Source organism: Pantoea deleyi, from assembly GCF_022647325.1.
Lineage (GTDB): Bacteria > Pseudomonadota > Gammaproteobacteria > Enterobacterales > Enterobacteriaceae > Pantoea > Pantoea deleyi.
On the sequence record NZ_CP071405.1, the window covers coordinates 2,049,886 to 2,065,209 of the forward strand.

The following is a 15,324-nucleotide window of genomic DNA, read 5'->3' on the forward strand; positions in this document are numbered from 1 at the left end:
CTATACCGCGTGCCGCTGACAGAACGCCTCAATGTCGTCGTTCTGAAAGTCGGCCAGATTTGCCATCAGCTTCTCCAGCGGCCAGTTCCACCAGGCGATACGCTGCAGACGGGCGGCAATGGCGGGCGAAAACCGCATCCGCAGCGGCCGGGCCGGAACGCCGCCCACCACGCTGTAGGGCGCGACGTCGCGGGTCACCACCGCGCCCGCGGCCAGCACCGCCCCATCACCGACGGTGACGCCAGGCAGCACGATCACGCCATGCCCGATCCAGACGTCATGACCGATGATCACCCGATCGGCCCGGCGGGCCGCAAAGAAGGGCCGATCGCGGCGGGCGTCGGGATGGTAATACTCCGGGCAGTAGGTGAAGCGATGCTGAGAGGCGCGATCCATCGGATGGTTCGGCGCGCCAAGGCGCACCTGGTTGGCGATAGCGCAGAAGCGCCCTACCTGGGTGTCGGCCAGGCAGCAGTGCTCGCCGACATAGGAGAAATCGCCCAGCTCGCTGTATTCCAGCAGGCTGTGCGCCAGGATTTCACACTGCTGACCCACGGTGGTTTCCCGCATCCGCACACTCTCGTCGATCCTGGTGTGGGCTAAGGGGGCAGGCATAACGGCAACAATGGACATAGCATTCCCAATCCGGATAAGCACATCCCCTGCGACGTGCTTTTGCCGCACCACCTTATCCGCTTCTGATGACAGAGAATTGACAAAGAAAAAAGGCGGAGTGGTTAGCTCCGCCTTGTTTCAAGTTCCGGTTAACCTGCCTGACCGGTCAGTTGCATAAGGGCAACGATGATCTGCAAGATGACCCGGATCAGATCCAGAATCAGCTTAGTCAGTTCCATCACTTTCCTTCTCCTTTTTCAGGAGCGCGCTTTTCGGCAACCAGGGCTTTGACTCTACCCGCCGGGCGCCTGAGCACATCTTGTGGAGAGGGCTGAGCGGCACTCATGGTTAAAGCCACAGGCCAGCACCACCTGATGCCTGCCGGGATTTTAAAAACCTGCCCCTGGGAGCGGCCAGTCCACCATGAGGCGATACCCAACGCCCAACACCTGTATAAACATACAGCATAATGGCGAAACTTGAAATCCTTAGCCGCACATTTTACACTCTCTTTTGTGGAGAGTGCTGAGCACCTCGTCTGCCACGCGGTTACCCGCCGGGCTGGCAGACAAAAAAATAAAGGATTTGGCATCGCGCCAAATCCTTTTTTTATGCCTGCTCTTCCGCCCAGTGGGCAGAGGCTAGTTGGCGGCGCTGATCCGCCACACGGTATTGCCCGCATCGTCTGCGATCAGTACCCCGCCCTGTTTATCGCTGGCCAGGCCGACCGGCAGACCGCGGACCTGTTTTTCATCTTCCGTCAGGAAGCCAGAGACCACCGTCTGCGGCTCACCCACCGGCTTACCGTTTTCAAATTTCACCCAGATGACCTTGTAGCCATTCAGCGGCGTGCGGTTCCAGCTGCCATGCTCGCTGATAAACGCGCCGCCCTTATACTGCGGCATGTTATCCGCCCCGTAGAACAGCAGGCCCAGCGGCGCAACGTGCGAACTCAGCGCATAGTCAGGCTTGATCGCTTTCTCCACCAGATCGGGACGCTGCGGTTCCGCGCGGGTATCGACATGCTGACCAAAGTAGCTGTAAGGCCAGCCGTAGAAGCCTTTCTCCTCCACCGAGGTCATATAGTCAGGCACCAGATCGGAGCCGATCTCGTCGCGCTCGTTGACCACCGCCCAGAGCTTACCGCTCTGCGGCTCCCACTGCAGACCGGTGGGATTGCGTAACCCACTGGCGTAGATCCGGCTGGCGCCGCTGGCCGCGTCAACTTCCAGCACCGCGGCACGGCGATACTCTGCGCCGATGCCGTTCTCGGTCACGTTACTGTTGGAGCCGACTCCGACATAAAGCTTGCTGCCATCGGGGCTGGCTAACAGCGCCTTGGTCCAGTGGTGGTTAATCGGCCCGCCCGGCAGTTCCGTCACCTCTTCCGGCGCGGTGCGGATCTCGGTGTCGCCTTCGCGATAGGGGAATTTCACCAGGCTGTCAGCATTCGCCACGTAGAGCGTGTTGCCGATCAGCTGCATCCCGAACGGCGAGTGAAGATTCTCGATGAAGCGATGCTGTTCCCATTTGCCGTTTACGTTGCGCAGCAGCGTGATGCGGTTACCGCCTGCGCCGCCCTTGCCGGAGGCTTTCTGCACGATACCCATGATCAGCTGTTTCGGCCGGGTGGTCGGCTTGGGCGGGCCATTCGATTCCGCCACCAGCACATCGTTATTCGGCAGCACGTAAACCTGACGCGGATGCTGCAGATTCTCCGCAATCTTCTCGATTTTCAGCCCCTGCGCCACTTCTGGCATTTCGCCCGCTTTCCAGGGCGTGCCTTCCGGCACCTGCATCGGCGGCATAAAGAAATTGCGCGCCTGCGGCAGTTCGGGATTGGCACCAATCTGTTTCTGTGGATCGACCTGCGCGCCCTGATCGCAGCCTGCCAGCAGGGCCGTCACAGACAGCGCCAGCAGCGTTTTATGCGTTCTCTTCATGATGGCTCCTCCTTAAGCGCTACGGTGGCGTAACGCAAGTTGCACATTCGCCAGCAGCAGCAGCGCTACCACCAGCGTCGAAAGCGTAACGCCCAGCGGAATGACCGCGGCCGCATCACGGCTATGAATAAACGCATTGACGATGGCGATGACGATCGCGACCAGCCAGAGCCAGAAATGGCCCTTTTCTGCGCTGTCGCTGCCGCGGAACAGATAGACCAGGGCGATGATGCGCGGCACGATAGCCAGGATCAGCCCCAGCGCAATCAGCCAGCCTGCGGCATCTGTCCAGAACAGCACAAAGGTCTGCATGTAGAGAATATCGAACAGCCAGGCCGCGACAAAAAAGCCCAGCGGTACCGGCTCCAGCAGAGCATAAAGCGTCACGGCAAACGCCGATCGTCCCAGGGTATTGCGCATGTTTCTCTCCATTGGTTACGTGAATGCGGACCAGGTCAGACGTCGCGCTGCTGACAGCAACCGACCCCGCGCCTGTAAAAGATTAGTAAATCTGAAGAGAAACAGAGGGTTTATTCAGGAGGAATTGCACATCAGGCGGATGACGTCCCTGTCATCCCGCGCGGTCAGGGCTTGTCGGCAGGCAGCGTGACCCAGTATCCCGGCTGATAAGGCAGCGGCAGGAACTTCTCATGGAACTCGCGGAAGGTGGCATCCGGATCGAGATCGGCAAAGAGATCGGGATGCAGCCATTTCGCCAGCGCCTGAATCGCGACAAACTGATAAGGGCTGTCGTAGAACTGATGCCAGATGGCGTGGACATGGCCATTGTGCGCCACCGGCAGGGTTTTGAACGCATCGCGCGTCATCAGCGCTTTAAGGCGCGCCGTGGCTTCGGTGACATTCGCCCCCGGACCGACGCCAACCCATTTGCCCACGGTGTTGTAGTTTTTCCAGTTCGCGCCGGTCACCACCACCACATCCGGCTGGCTGGCGATGATCTGCTCCGGGTTCAGGGTGCCGAAGGTGCCCGGGATCACGCCTTTCGCGATGTTGCGACCGCCCGCAATCTCCACCATCTGGCCGAAGTTCTCACTGCCAAAGGACATGCAGCACTCATCGCTGTAGCCGCCCGCACGGTCGATCATCACTTTCGGACGATAGCCGGTGAAGTTTTTCAGGCGTGAAGTGACCCGCTCAATCTGCTGCTGACGGAAGGCGATGATCGCCTGAGCACGCGCCGGTTTGTTCACCAGTTCGCCCATGATGCGGATGCTTTTCTCTGCGTTCACAAACGGCGCTTCGCGGAAGTCGATGAACACCACCGGCACGCCCACGGCCTGCAGTTTTTCGATCAGCTTGCCCTCATCCGTGGCGGCCTTCGACTCCAGGTTCATCAGCACCAGGTCGGGCTTCAGGGTTAACGCCTGCTCAACGTTGAAAGTGCCATCTTTCGCACCGCCAAAGGTCGGTAATTTTTTGATTTCCGGGTAGCGTTTCTCATAGGCCTGATAGCCATCCCAGTCCGCTTTCGGCAGGTCATCACGCCAGCCAATGACCCGGCTGAACGGCGCATCCGTGTCAAACGCGGCCAGCAGGTAGATCTGACGCCCCTCACCCAGAATGATGCGTTTTGCTTCCTGTGGCACCTCGACCTGACGGCCTGCGACGTCAGTGATCATCCGGGCCGAAGCCGTCCCTGCCAGCGCGAGCATCCCCAGCGCTAAAAACCATTTTTTCATCGTCAAACCCACATAAATGATAATGAGAATTATTAATGTAAAGCGGCGGTACTATTACCTAAAATGGCAGGCAGGGGAAGTCATTCGGTGAAATGTTTTTGCGGCACCGGCGGGCGCCGGGCGGGCGGGAAGGACGAATAAAGGCCGGTCGCGCCGGCCTCCGCTCAGGGCAGCCGTCAGTGCGTCAGCTGACGCACAAAGGCGATGATCTCCTGATTTTTACCCTGCTCAGACAGGCACTGCTGAAAACGCGGGCCGCTGACGGCGGTCCGCACCAGTTCGGGATCGAGCGCGCGCAGGGTGTCGAGGTAGTTCTCTTTCAGCATGGCGGCTTTAACCTGATTCAGCAGACCGGCATTGCGCACCTGCGGCTCTTTACGCTCCGGCGGATAACCGTGCCCTTTTTCGCCGGTAAAGGCTTTTTCGAAGATAAAGCGCAGGTTCAGTTCTGCGCCCCAGCCAAAGCCTTTGGCGAAGGGCAAGGAGAGCGCGTTGCCGTTGTTGATCTGCGCAAACAGATAAGCGTCCGCCGGATCGATGCAGTAGCCGCACACCACGCCCGGATGCAGGTTCAGCGACATCAGCGCACCCTGCCCGGTGCCGCACCCCGCGACCACAAAGTCCACGGCCTGGCTGTTCAGCAGCACGCTGGCCTGAATGCCGAGATGAATATAGGTCAGCGCGTGATCCTGCTCATCGCGCATGCCGACGTTGAAGACCTGATGCCCCAGCGGCTGCACGACGCCTTCCAGCTCCTTCAGCACGATGGCGTTTTTGGCGGCCTGGCTGTTTTCCATCATTAATGCGATTTTCATGATCTGCCCTCATAAATTAATTGAAACACTGTTTCATTTTAATGAAAAGCGATTAAAGTGCATGGACTAATTCGGCCGCGCGCTGTGAGTGTCATCACAATTTGACCACCGCGCGCCCGGCCATCACAGGAGGTTCAGAATGTTTACCTATCATCACGCGCAGCCGATCGATGACCTCGGCCAGGGGGTGACCCGCCGGATACTGGCGCATGGCGGCAACCTGATGGCGGTCGAAGTGACCTTTGCAACCGGGGCGATCGGCCCACTGCATCATCATCCCCATGAGCAGCTGACGTACGTTCTCAGCGGCCGTTTCGCCTTCACTATCCACGGCGAAACGCGTGAAGTCGGCGCCGGGGACACGCTCTATAAAGCGCCGGATGTGGTGCATGGCTGTGTCTGTCTGGAGGCTGGCGTGCTGCTGGATACCTTCACTCCGCAGCGGGAAGATTTTCTCTCCACACCCTGAACGAAGCGGCTCATCGGGCCGCCATTTTCCTCTCCTGCCAGCGTCAGTTTTATCCCGCCGCCCCGCCGCATTGAAAACCGCAAAAAATTTATGAATGGCGCCTCTGCGCTAACTGAATGATAAGCAGGGATTTACCGCCAGCCCGCGCTGCGCTTCGCGTCAGCCTGAAAATCAATTCAGCAGATTTCTGTACAAAACAGGGATCGCTGTATAAGTTTAATAGCAACACCAGTACGTTTTTTAATCCAAAAAAGGATAAAAATATGCCAATGCAGAACACCCTGACCCTGCCGGGGAATCACACCGTCCCGGTGAAAAATGAGTTCAGCTCCTCCTATGCGGCGTCTGAGCAGGAGAAAATGAATTTTCTGATCGAAGAGTTACTGGAAGCGGGTAAGGAGAAGAGCTGCATGGAGCTGCTGCGCTATCTGGCCTCGGCGGACAGCGCTGAAGAAGAGGCCTGCTGCCGGGAACTGCTGACCATGCTGATGGCAAAATAATGCGTGCTTTCTCCCCGTGGCGAATCTTCGCCCTGACGGCATCAGGGTTTTCCCCTCTTCACGTCTGAACCGGCTGCTGTTCAGACGTGGCCCCTTTCTTAGTCCTCAATCCGTTTGTAATTCTGCCGTTTGCGGCCCTGATGCGCCCACCGCGAGTGCCCTCACCGCGTGCCGGCAGGCCCGTGCGTGTGACGCCCGTCTGACTCAGTTCGCATCTCCTGACGGCTCTCAGGAACAGGCGGTTTCTCCGCTATCGCATCCGGTAACCGCGCCCGTGTCTGCCCGCTTCGGGTCAACAGCGATCCGTCAGGCAGGGCGATCGATCCGCCCCGTCAGTGCACAAGTCGCTTATGAATCCTGTCACATTTCCGCAAACTCATCTCAACACAGTTTACAAATCCGGACAAAACCCGTCCCGGCGTAACCCGCTGAATCACCTCTATTTTTAATGGTACCGCCCGGGAATCATGCATCCGGAACATCAATCAATGCTCTTTTTGCACTTATTTAGCTGCGGACGCTGATCCACTCTTCAGCAACAGGCGCGGCTAAAAGCGTCATACCTTACTGGAGTTACTGATGCAGACGACCTCACCCATGACCCATCGCGCCAGGATTGGCGCCATTTTCCGTGTGACCTCAGGCAATTTCCTCGAACAGTTCGATTTCTTCCTGTTCGGTTTCTATGCCACCTATATCGCACATACCTTCTTCCCGGCCAGCAGTGAGTTCGCGTCACTGATGATGACCTTTGCCGTGTTCGGGGCGGGCTTCCTGATGCGGCCGATTGGTGCCGTGGTACTGGGGGCCTACATCGATAAAGTCGGCCGTCGCAAAGGGCTGATCGTGACGCTCTCTATCATGGCGGCGGGCACCTTTATGATCGTGCTGATCCCCTCTTACCAGAGCATCGGCCTGTGGGCGCCGCTGCTGGTGCTGATCGGCCGCTTACTGCAGGGCTTCTCCGCCGGTGCGGAGCTGGGCGGCGTCTCCGTCTACCTGGCCGAGATCGCCACGCCCGGTCGTAAAGGGTTCTATACCAGCTGGCAGTCGGGCAGTCAGCAGGTCGCGATCATGGTGGCGGCGGCGATGGGCTTTATCCTCAACGCCGTGCTGGCAGAAAGTGCCATCCGTGAATGGGGCTGGCGTATTCCGTTCCTGTTTGGCTGCCTGATTGTGCCCTTTATTTTCGTGCTGCGTCGCAAGCTGGAAGAGACGCAGGAGTTTAACAATCGCCGCAGCCATCCTGAGGTGCGTCAGGTCTTCCGCATCCTGCTGAACAACTGGCAGGTCGTGATCGCCGGAATGCTGATGGTCGCGATGACCACCACCGCGTTCTATCTGATTACGGTGTACGCCCCGACCTTTGGCAAAAAGGTGCTGCTGCTCAGCGCCTCGGACAGCCTGCTGGTTACGCTGCTGGTGGCGGTTTCAAACTTTATCTGGCTGCCGATTGGTGGCGCACTCTCCGACCGTTTTGGCCGTAAGCCTGTTCTGGTGGCCATGACCCTGCTGGCGATGGCGACCAGCTATCCGGCGCTGAGCCTGCTGGCGGCCGCGCCGGGCTTCTCGATGATGCTGGGCGTACTGCTGTGGCTGTCGATGATCTACGGCCTCTACAACGGCGCGATGATCCCGGCGCTGACCGAAATCATGCCAGCGGAAGTGCGCGTGGCTGGATTCTCGCTGGCCTACAGCCTGGCGACGGCGCTGTTTGGCGGCTTTACGCCGGTGATGTCGACCGGTCTGATCGAACTGACCGGCGACAAAGCTTCGCCGGGCTACTGGATGAGCTTTGCGGCTGTCTGTGCCCTGGGCGCCACACTCTATCTCTATCGTCGTACCCGCAGTGTCGTATCGCCTGCCCATGAAACGGTGAGCTAAGGAATGATGATGAAACTGAAAAAGATTGCGTTATACGCCGCCCTGCTGACCAGCGTGGCAGGCAGCGTCCCGGCGCAGGCCAGGGAGCTGACGGTGATGATCTCCGGCGGGTTTAAAGCGGCGTGGGATACCCTGTCGCCCCGCTTTGCCCGCCAGGAGGGGATCACCATTAACACGGTGGCCGGGCCGTCGATGGGCAGGACGCCACAGGCGATCCCGGCGCGACTGGCGCGCGGTGAACCGGCTGATGTGGTGATCATGGTCGGCGATGCGCTGGAGGAGCTGCAAAAGCAGGGAAAGACGCTGCCAGGCTCACGGGTTGAACTCGCCGACTCCCGGATCGGTGCGGTGATTAAGAAGGGGGCACCGCCGGTGAAGATCGGCACTGAACGCGAGCTGCGCGCGACCCTGCTGAAGGCGCAGTCTATCGCCTATTCCGACAGCGCCAGCGGCAGATATGTCAGCAGCCAGCTGTTCAGCCGTCTGGGGATTGCGGATCAGGTCAGCGCGAAGGCGGTGAAGGTTGAGCGTATCCCGGTGGCCTCCGAAGTCGCTGCCGGGAAATATGCCATCGGTTTTCAGCAGGTGAGCGAACTGCTGCCGGTTCAGGGCGTGACCTTTATCGGTGAGCTGCCGGACAAGGTGCAGTACACCACCCGCTTCGCCGGTGCCGTGGTGCGCCAGTCGGCTCAGCCGGACGAAGCGGCGAAGCTGTTACACTGGCTCGCCTCGCCGGAGGCTCAGCAGGCGGTGCATGACAGCGGGCTGCACAGCGTGAAAGCGACCACCCCGGTTAAAGACGCTGATACTGTTCAATAATCAGGTTCTCCAGTTCGCTGGCGATATGGGAGAGCGTCCGGCCATTTTTACGCAGCAGACCCACGGTGCGTTTTACCTGTGGGTCAGTGAGCGGAACGGCCATCAGCAGGGCGTGATCGTATTCCGGCATCGACATGGCGGGGACGGCAGCAATGCCCAGCCCCGCCTCTACCATCCCCAGCATGGTCGTGACGTGCCGGGTTTCACAGACACAGGGCCTCTCTGGCATGATCGCCTGCAACGCCTGATCCAGCAGGTTGCGGTTGCCGGAGGTTTTATCCAGCCCGATCCACTCTGACTGATAGAACTCCCGCCAGCTCAGACTCTTTTTGTTTGCGATGGGATGATCGCGGCGACAGGCGGCCACATAGGGGTCCTCCATCAGCGGCTGAAAGTGGACATCCGGCTGCGAGCGGCCGGAAAAACTGATACCGAAGTCAGCCTGCCCGCCGATCACCGCGTCATAGACGTTAGCCGCACTGCTGTCGATCAGTTTGACCCGCACCCTGGGGTAGCGCGTCTGAAACAGCCGGATGATGCTGGGCATAAAGTAGTAGGCGGCGGACGGCACGCAGGCCACGGTAATCAGCCCGGTTCGGGCTAAACTCACCTCACTGAGATCGGCCATCACCTCTTCGAAATCGGCCAGCAGCTTGTCCGACCGCTGCGCAAACGCATGCCCTTTCAGGGTCAGCGTGACGCGACGGGTGGTTCGCTCAAAGAGCCTGATGCCCAGCGCGGTTTCCAGCTTGTCTATCCGGCGGCTCAGCGCCGACTGGGAAAGGCAGATCGATTCCGCCGCCAGACGGAAGTTGCCAAACTCCACCAGCGCGCGAAACGCGTAGAGATCGTTGAGATCGAAATTGACCGGCATAGTCCCTTTTATCCTTTTCTGTCATCCCGGTTTCTGTCCTGTCACTGCGATGCCATGACGCGCCGGAATCTAAGCAATAACAGTAAGGATATCATTGATTTCAGCATTGCTCATGGCCACCCGTCAGTGAGCGTTGCGATCACTCTACCTCATGCAGAAAACGCCCGGGATAATCGGGCGTGATGGCGTGCTGGCTGCTGTAGCGGCCAAACAGCCTGTAGCGGTTCAGGGCGATGCGGTCATAGGCGAAGTTGCTGATGGCATCCGGAAAGTGACGCAGCACCGCCAGACCACGCCAGGGCGCCGGGAGATGCTGCATGACCCGAAACACCGCCTGCGCCCGCAGCCAGTGCTGATTACCGGCAATGTAGACAATGGTGCTGACGTTTTCTACCGGCAGCCCGGCCCAGCGCAGCAGCGCTTTGCCCTGCTCGCTCTGCACCGAGGCAAAACGAACCTGCCGCGCCAGATGGTGGCGCAGCAGGAACTGAACCCAGCCATTGCAGAGCTTACAGACGCCGTCATAGAGCACGGCGCTTTCACCGGTTTGCAGATAGGGGGGTGACGACATCCTGCAGCGCCTCACTTTTCAGATGATGAGCTGAAGTGTAGCGGGTTCTGCTGAGTTGCTGTTGCAGCCAGTGAAAGACAGCCGCGTGATCCTGCGCGCAGGCGTTGACCTCATAGAGCGGGCCCAGCGCCATCGGCCGCGCCCGTTGCGCCAGCTGGTGCAGCTCCGGCAGATATTCCGCCCCCGGATGGCCGGGCTGCCGCTGCGACAGCCGCGCCTGATAGCGCGCCACCGCCACGTCCGGCTCGATCTTCAGCCACAGCTCCAGCACCTCATCGACGCCCGCCTGTTTCACGCCCTGCTCCAGCAGCGCGCGCGGCTGGAAGCCAAACCAGGCATCAATAAGCCAGATGGGCGAGGCCGGTGACTGCCCGACAATGTTCCAGATGGCCTGATAGGCCGCGCAGCCCAGCTGCCGGTTACGCTGGCGGTCGACCGGCGCAAAGCAGGCCATAAAGGGCTCCTTGAGGCTGTCGAGCGTCAGCACCGGCCAGCCAAAGTGGTGCGACAGCGCGTGCGTCAGGGTGCTTTTGCCCGACGCCGGAATGCCGTTCACCAGCACCACACGTTTAGGGGAAGTTTTCAGCGTCATAGGATGTCGATGACCTCCGCAACGCTACCGGCCTGACGGAGTCTGACCAGCGTCTGCTCATCCTCCAGCAGCGACACAATCGCCCGGATCCCCTCTTCGATATGCGCGTTGCTGTCGCGGGCGCCGAACATAATCACAATGTCCGCCTTTTCACTGCCGTCAAACGAGATCGGCTCATTCAGCAGGATCATGCTGAAACAGTCGCGGATGACCCCGGCTTCCGGTCGCGCATGGGGGATCGCGATCCCCTCTTCAAAAACATAGTAGGCGCCATGCGTCAGCGTATTGGCGATCACGGCGTCAGGATAGGAGGCCGCCAGATACCCCCCGCTGACCAGCGGGGCCGCGGCCAGCGCGATAACCTGACGCCAGTCCGTGGCGTCAATCCCGATCTGGATGGCATTGGCCTCTTGCAATAACTGCTTAATCGTCATCAGCACTCCTTAAATCGACTGGCGAACCACGTTGCGCAGTTCATCGATTTTGACAAACAGCCCATCAATTTCATTGCGGTAGCGGCGGCTTTTGGCAAATAAACTCAATGCCCGGTTATATTCCAGCATCAGCGCTTTCTGCGTTTCGCCGTGCCGCGGATTACTGGCCAGCTGCTGCTCCAGCTGCGTGATTTTTTCGCGACTGATCTCTGCCAGATGATCCTGCTGCTGCTCGTCAGCGGTGTCCACCGCCGCTGACTTTTTTAAAAATCCGAACATAAGCTCTCCTGCCCCCGGCTCTGTCGGGGTTACTCAGCGTAAAGGGAGGATAAAAACCGGACAGCGGCGGGTCTGCGCTTACCGGAATAACTGCATCTTTTCGACCAGGACATCGGTGACAGCATCGTTGGCAGGAACCAGGAAATTGCGCACGCTGTCGTTGACCTTGCCTTTCTCAAAGGTGGATTTGCAGCGCGCCACCCACTGAACGTTCATCTCGGTGCCAACGTTCACCTTCTCGATCCCGCTGCTGACGGCCAGGCGCATATCTTCGTCGCTGACCCCGGTGCCGCCGTGCAGCACCAGCGGCGTGTGGGTAGCCGCGGTGATATCTGCCAGCCGCTGGTGCTGAATGTGGGCTTTACCGGTGTAGAGACCATGCACGGTGCCGATAGAGATCGCCAGCATATCGACGCCGGTCTCTTCCACGAAGCGGCGTGCATCTTCCACCGGCGTAAAAGCGATGGCGTCCATCTCCACGCAGAGGCCATCTTCCGAGCCGCCAATCGCCCCCAGTTCGGCCTCCACCGAGACATTGTGCGGGCGCGCCATATCAATCACCCGGCGGGTATTGGCGATATTCTCCTCAATCGGCAGATGTGAACCGTCATACATTACCGAGCTGAATCCGGCGTCGATCGCCGTCTGAATCGCCGCCAGATCGGAACAGTGATCGAGGTGCAGACAGGCGGGCACATTCATACTTTCCGACAGCGATTTAATGGCATCCACCAGCAGCTTATGGCCAAGATACTTCGCGGTGCCGGTCGAGATCTGAATCATTAACGGGCTGTTGGTCTTCTCTGCCGCTTTGAAATAGGCGGGCAGCATCTCAAGACAGTGAAGATTAAACGAACCGACAGCCTTGAAATCACGCTGTTTAGCCAGCTTCAGCAGCTCGGCGAAGTTATAAAGTTTCATGGATTTTTTCCTCCTGAGGATGGGTGGATTTACCGTTAACGAACCAGGCGATGGCGGTGACAAAGGCAATAAAGAGCGCGACGAACAGCCAGTTATTCTGGAAAGCGTGGCCAAGCACCAGGCCGGTACTGATAACGTCGGAGTCACTGAAGGTCACGCCGGTGAAGCCGTAGCTCTCCAGCATCGGCACCAGAATGGCGGGCAGAATGGTGATAAAGAGGCCGTGTACGAAGCCGCCGATCATTGCGCCGCGACGGCCCCCCATCGCATTGCCGAAGACCCCGGCGGTGCCACCGGCAAAGAAGTTAGTCAGCAGGCCGGGCAGGATCATCGCCAGACCAAACATCGGGAAGACCAGCATGCCGACAATGGAGCCGAGCGTAGTGGCGAGGAAGCCCACAATCACCGCATTTGGCGCATAGGGAAACATCACCGGGCAATCCAGCGCCGGTTTCGCGTCCGGCACCACACGCATGGCGATACCACGGAAGGCAGGAACCAGCTCGTTCAGCAGCAGGCGCACCCCGCTATAGAGCACAAACACCCCGGCCACGAACTGAATCGACTGCATAAAGGCGTACATCAGGTAGTTCATGCCGTTGCTGTACTGCGCAATAAACGCCGGACCGGCCGCCACGGCGGGGATCAGGTACATCGGCACCATCACCAGCGCCATCGACAGATAGGTATCCTGCAGAAACTTAAAATTGTCGGGCAGTTTGAGATCTTCGGTGGAGCGCGATCCTTTGCCGACGACTTTCGCAACCGCCGCCGTGACCAGATAGCCGATGGTGCAGAAGTGTCCCAGCGCCACATCATCCGAATCGGTAATACGGCGCACCACCGGCTGCGCCAGCGCGGGCATCACGACGGCCATGATGCCGCCGAAGAGGCCGCCGGTCAGGATCAGCGGCAGGCCCGTGAGTCCGGCTTTGTAGCCGATGACGGCACCAATCGTCGCCATCCACAGCAGCGCCTGCCCGGTGAGGAAGATGTACTTGAAGGGGGTCAGCCGTGCGATGACGATATTCACGATAAAGATCACCAGCAGCGTCAGCGCCACCTCCGAGCCCAGCTCGCGGTTAGCCAGCCCGGCAATGGCGGCAACATCGGTGATGTAGCCGCGCATACCGAAGCCGTGGGTAAATATCGTATTCAGGAAGGTCAGCGTGCCGACAATAATATTGATACCCGCCATCATAATTAAGAAGCCGAGCAGCGTTTTAAAGGTGCCTTCCATCACCTTGCCGGCCGATTTTTTTTGCAGCAGCAGCCCGATCAGCGCAATAAAGGCGATCAGAATGGAGGCCTGCCCCAGCAGATCTTTTACCAGGAAGTCGATTACACTATTCATGAGCCGCGACCTTCAGATTATGTTCTTTTAAAAACGCCAGAATCTTCTGCTCTATTTCCGCTTTATCGGTGAGCCGGTTAAGAATAATGACCCGTTTAATCTGTTCCGGACTGGCGTCGGCATTTAAGACATCGGCAAAGGCTTTCTGCGTCAGGATCATGTCTGACTTAAAGGCATTTGCTTCAGAAATGGTGGTGTGATCGATATCCGCGTCAATTTCCAGCTTTTTTAATACGGCCTTCGCGCTCATTTCAATCGCGAAACTGGAACCTAATCCACAACCACAGACACATAATATTTTCAGCATGGTCTTTTTCCTCACAATATATTGAGTTGTTTAGCGAGTTTGTATTGGTGCCCGTCAATATCGACCAGGCGTTTCTGCATGCTTTTTAAATCAATCGGAATCGGTTTATTGCTGCCATTAATAATGACCGCTTTATTCCGCATACCTGACTGAATACATCGCACCACTTCACTGGCCATAATGGTGCCCTGATAGATCTCTTCGCAGGTGGGGTCGCCATTGCGCAGCCCGTAGCCCAGGATCGTTTTGCGGATACGCACGCCAATCAGCGGCTCCAGCTGCCGGATTAAGGTGTCGATCGCACCCTGAAAGCCCGGAGAATATTCCCGGGTGTAGCCCTCCGAGCAGAGAATGATGACGCTGTTCTGCTGCGCCAGCCGCTGGGTAATACGCTGCGCCAGCTGAGGCAGCGGGATCTGACACTCCGGGATCAGCGCAATATCGGCGTTCGATTTAATGGCGGACTGCAGCGTTAATTCGCCGCAATAGCCGCCGAGTAACTCCAGCATAAAAACCCGGCCCGGTAAGGCGCGTCCGGTATTACGGAGTTTCGCGACCTCTTTTAAAACCTGTTCGCAGGCGGTGGAGAAACCCAGGGTGTAATCACTGCCAAAAACATCGTTGTCGATGGTCATGCCGACGCCAAAACAATTTACGCCCCACTCCGACAGCGTATGCAGAAATTGCAGCGAGCCGTCGCCACCCGCCATCACTAATACATCGATCCGGGCGCTTTTTAACTGGCGCGCAATAGCGTCATATTCGCTGCGTACCAGTTTTTTCTGGGTGCGGCCTGACTGCATCACAGGAATTGAGGCGATGGAAAAATCGAGCAGATCGCGTTCGCTGATATCACGGTGGTTATTTGCCAGCAGCCCGGGAATGCCGCCGTCAAATATCACCATCTCTGCCTGCGCCAGATGCCCTAACCGGAAAACAAAATTATTTATACCGGTTACATCGCCGCCGCTGATCACCATTCCAATTCGCATTTTCCCGCTCCTCACTGGCCTCATCTGCTGAAGGTCATTCTTCCGGGAAGCGGGTCGGCTATTTGCAGGTGAGATCACACTTACGTGCGGTATTTTCCGGGCAGGCGGGTTGACAGCGGCCATACCAGGCCGTTATTTGTGAGCGGAATCACATAACCCGATCGGACAGAGAGGTTTTCAAAATGATGTAAATCAGGGAGTTAACACAAAGCGCCTGCGCAGTGATGCGGGCCCTGGCGAGCCGATAAACGGCAT

Annotated in this window: 18 protein-coding genes; 4 read left to right on the forward strand and 14 right to left on the reverse strand. The window is 58.4% G+C overall.

Features of this window, described 5'->3' with window-relative positions:
* From J1C59_RS09615 to J1C59_RS09635, 5 genes are all read right to left on the reverse strand, one after another.
* Entirely contained in the window at positions 1–633 is a 633-nt protein-coding gene (locus tag J1C59_RS09615; RefSeq protein ID WP_140917232.1) for a DapH/DapD/GlmU-related protein, read from the reverse strand.
* A 623-nt stretch (positions 634–1,256) separates the two neighbouring features.
* Positions 1,257–2,558, reverse strand: a complete 1,302-nt coding sequence (locus J1C59_RS09620) for a PQQ-dependent sugar dehydrogenase (RefSeq protein WP_128086468.1) — start codon at positions 2,556–2,558, stop codon at positions 1,257–1,259.
* A gap of 12 nt (positions 2,559–2,570) precedes the next feature.
* Positions 2,571–2,978, reverse strand: a complete 408-nt coding sequence (locus tag J1C59_RS09625; RefSeq protein ID WP_111140357.1) for a DUF2231 domain-containing protein — start codon at positions 2,976–2,978, stop codon at positions 2,571–2,573.
* Positions 2,979–3,142: 164 nt separating this feature from the next.
* Positions 3,143–4,258 (reverse strand): ABC transporter substrate-binding protein, encoded by a 1,116-nt coding sequence (locus J1C59_RS09630; RefSeq protein WP_128086467.1) that lies wholly within the window; start codon positions 4,256–4,258, stop codon positions 3,143–3,145.
* Positions 4,259–4,434: 176 nt separating this feature from the next.
* A complete protein-coding gene (locus tag J1C59_RS09635) occupies positions 4,435–5,073 on the reverse strand; it encodes an RpiB/LacA/LacB family sugar-phosphate isomerase (protein ID WP_128086466.1) in 639 nt (212 codons plus the stop codon).
* A 139-nt stretch (positions 5,074–5,212) separates the two neighbouring features.
* Here J1C59_RS09635 and J1C59_RS09640 point away from each other — a divergent pair, with 139 nt between their 5' ends.
* The 4 genes from J1C59_RS09640 (at position 5,213) to J1C59_RS09655 (ending at position 8,745) form a co-directional block, all read left to right on the forward strand.
* A complete protein-coding gene (locus tag J1C59_RS09640) occupies positions 5,213–5,542 on the forward strand; it encodes a cupin domain-containing protein (RefSeq protein WP_128086465.1) in 330 nt (109 codons plus the stop codon).
* A gap of 263 nt (positions 5,543–5,805) precedes the next feature.
* The gene (locus J1C59_RS09645) at positions 5,806–6,042 is read left to right on the forward strand and encodes a hypothetical protein (RefSeq protein WP_140917231.1); all 237 of its coding nucleotides are present in this window, start codon (positions 5,806–5,808) and stop codon (positions 6,040–6,042) included.
* Positions 6,043–6,618: 576 nt separating this feature from the next.
* Complete coding sequence (tcuC, locus tag J1C59_RS09650; RefSeq protein ID WP_208721874.1) at positions 6,619–7,926, forward strand: MFS transporter; 1,308 nt, start codon at positions 6,619–6,621, stop codon at positions 7,924–7,926.
* 3 nt (positions 7,927–7,929) lie between these two features.
* On the forward strand, positions 7,930–8,745 hold the full coding sequence (locus J1C59_RS09655; protein ID WP_422615474.1) for a substrate-binding domain-containing protein: 816 nt from the start codon (positions 7,930–7,932) through the stop codon (positions 8,743–8,745).
* On the opposite strand, the gene psrA is transcribed toward J1C59_RS09655, so the two are convergent.
* The 9 genes from psrA to J1C59_RS09700 form a co-directional block, all read right to left on the reverse strand.
* Entirely contained in the window at positions 8,720–9,619 is a 900-nt protein-coding gene (psrA, locus tag J1C59_RS09660) for an L-proline-binding transcription factor PsrA (RefSeq protein WP_128086462.1), read from the reverse strand. The genes J1C59_RS09655 and psrA overlap by 26 nt on opposite strands.
* 139 nt (positions 9,620–9,758) lie before the next feature.
* Positions 9,759–10,190, reverse strand: a complete 432-nt coding sequence (locus J1C59_RS09665) for a thiol-disulfide oxidoreductase DCC family protein (RefSeq protein ID WP_140917229.1) — start codon at positions 10,188–10,190, stop codon at positions 9,759–9,761.
* Positions 10,159–10,782, reverse strand: a complete 624-nt coding sequence (locus J1C59_RS09670) for a P-loop nucleotide/nucleoside kinase family protein (RefSeq protein ID WP_140917228.1) — start codon at positions 10,780–10,782, stop codon at positions 10,159–10,161. The genes J1C59_RS09665 and J1C59_RS09670 overlap by 32 nt, the downstream gene beginning before the upstream one ends.
* Complete coding sequence (locus J1C59_RS09675) at positions 10,779–11,216, reverse strand: PTS sugar transporter subunit IIA (protein WP_128086726.1); 438 nt, start codon at positions 11,214–11,216, stop codon at positions 10,779–10,781. Before J1C59_RS09675 ends, J1C59_RS09670 begins: the two co-directional genes overlap by 4 nt.
* A gap of 9 nt (positions 11,217–11,225) precedes the next feature.
* Positions 11,226–11,495, reverse strand: coding sequence for a hypothetical protein (locus tag J1C59_RS09680; protein WP_128086727.1), 270 nt, complete (start codon positions 11,493–11,495; stop codon positions 11,226–11,228).
* Between the two features lie 78 nt (positions 11,496–11,573).
* Positions 11,574–12,416, reverse strand: coding sequence for a class II fructose-bisphosphate aldolase (locus J1C59_RS09685; protein WP_128086728.1), 843 nt, complete (start codon positions 12,414–12,416; stop codon positions 11,574–11,576).
* A complete protein-coding gene (locus J1C59_RS09690) occupies positions 12,403–13,770 on the reverse strand; it encodes a PTS sugar transporter subunit IIC (RefSeq protein WP_140917227.1) in 1,368 nt (455 codons plus the stop codon). Before J1C59_RS09690 ends, J1C59_RS09685 begins: the two co-directional genes overlap by 14 nt.
* Positions 13,763–14,077 (reverse strand): PTS sugar transporter subunit IIB, encoded by a 315-nt coding sequence (locus tag J1C59_RS09695; protein ID WP_128086730.1) that lies wholly within the window; start codon positions 14,075–14,077, stop codon positions 13,763–13,765. Before J1C59_RS09695 ends, J1C59_RS09690 begins: the two co-directional genes overlap by 8 nt.
* Before the next feature lie 11 nt (positions 14,078–14,088).
* Positions 14,089–15,069, reverse strand: a complete 981-nt coding sequence (locus J1C59_RS09700; protein WP_128086731.1) for a 6-phosphofructokinase — start codon at positions 15,067–15,069, stop codon at positions 14,089–14,091.
* Between the last annotated feature and the right edge of the window lie 255 nt (positions 15,070–15,324).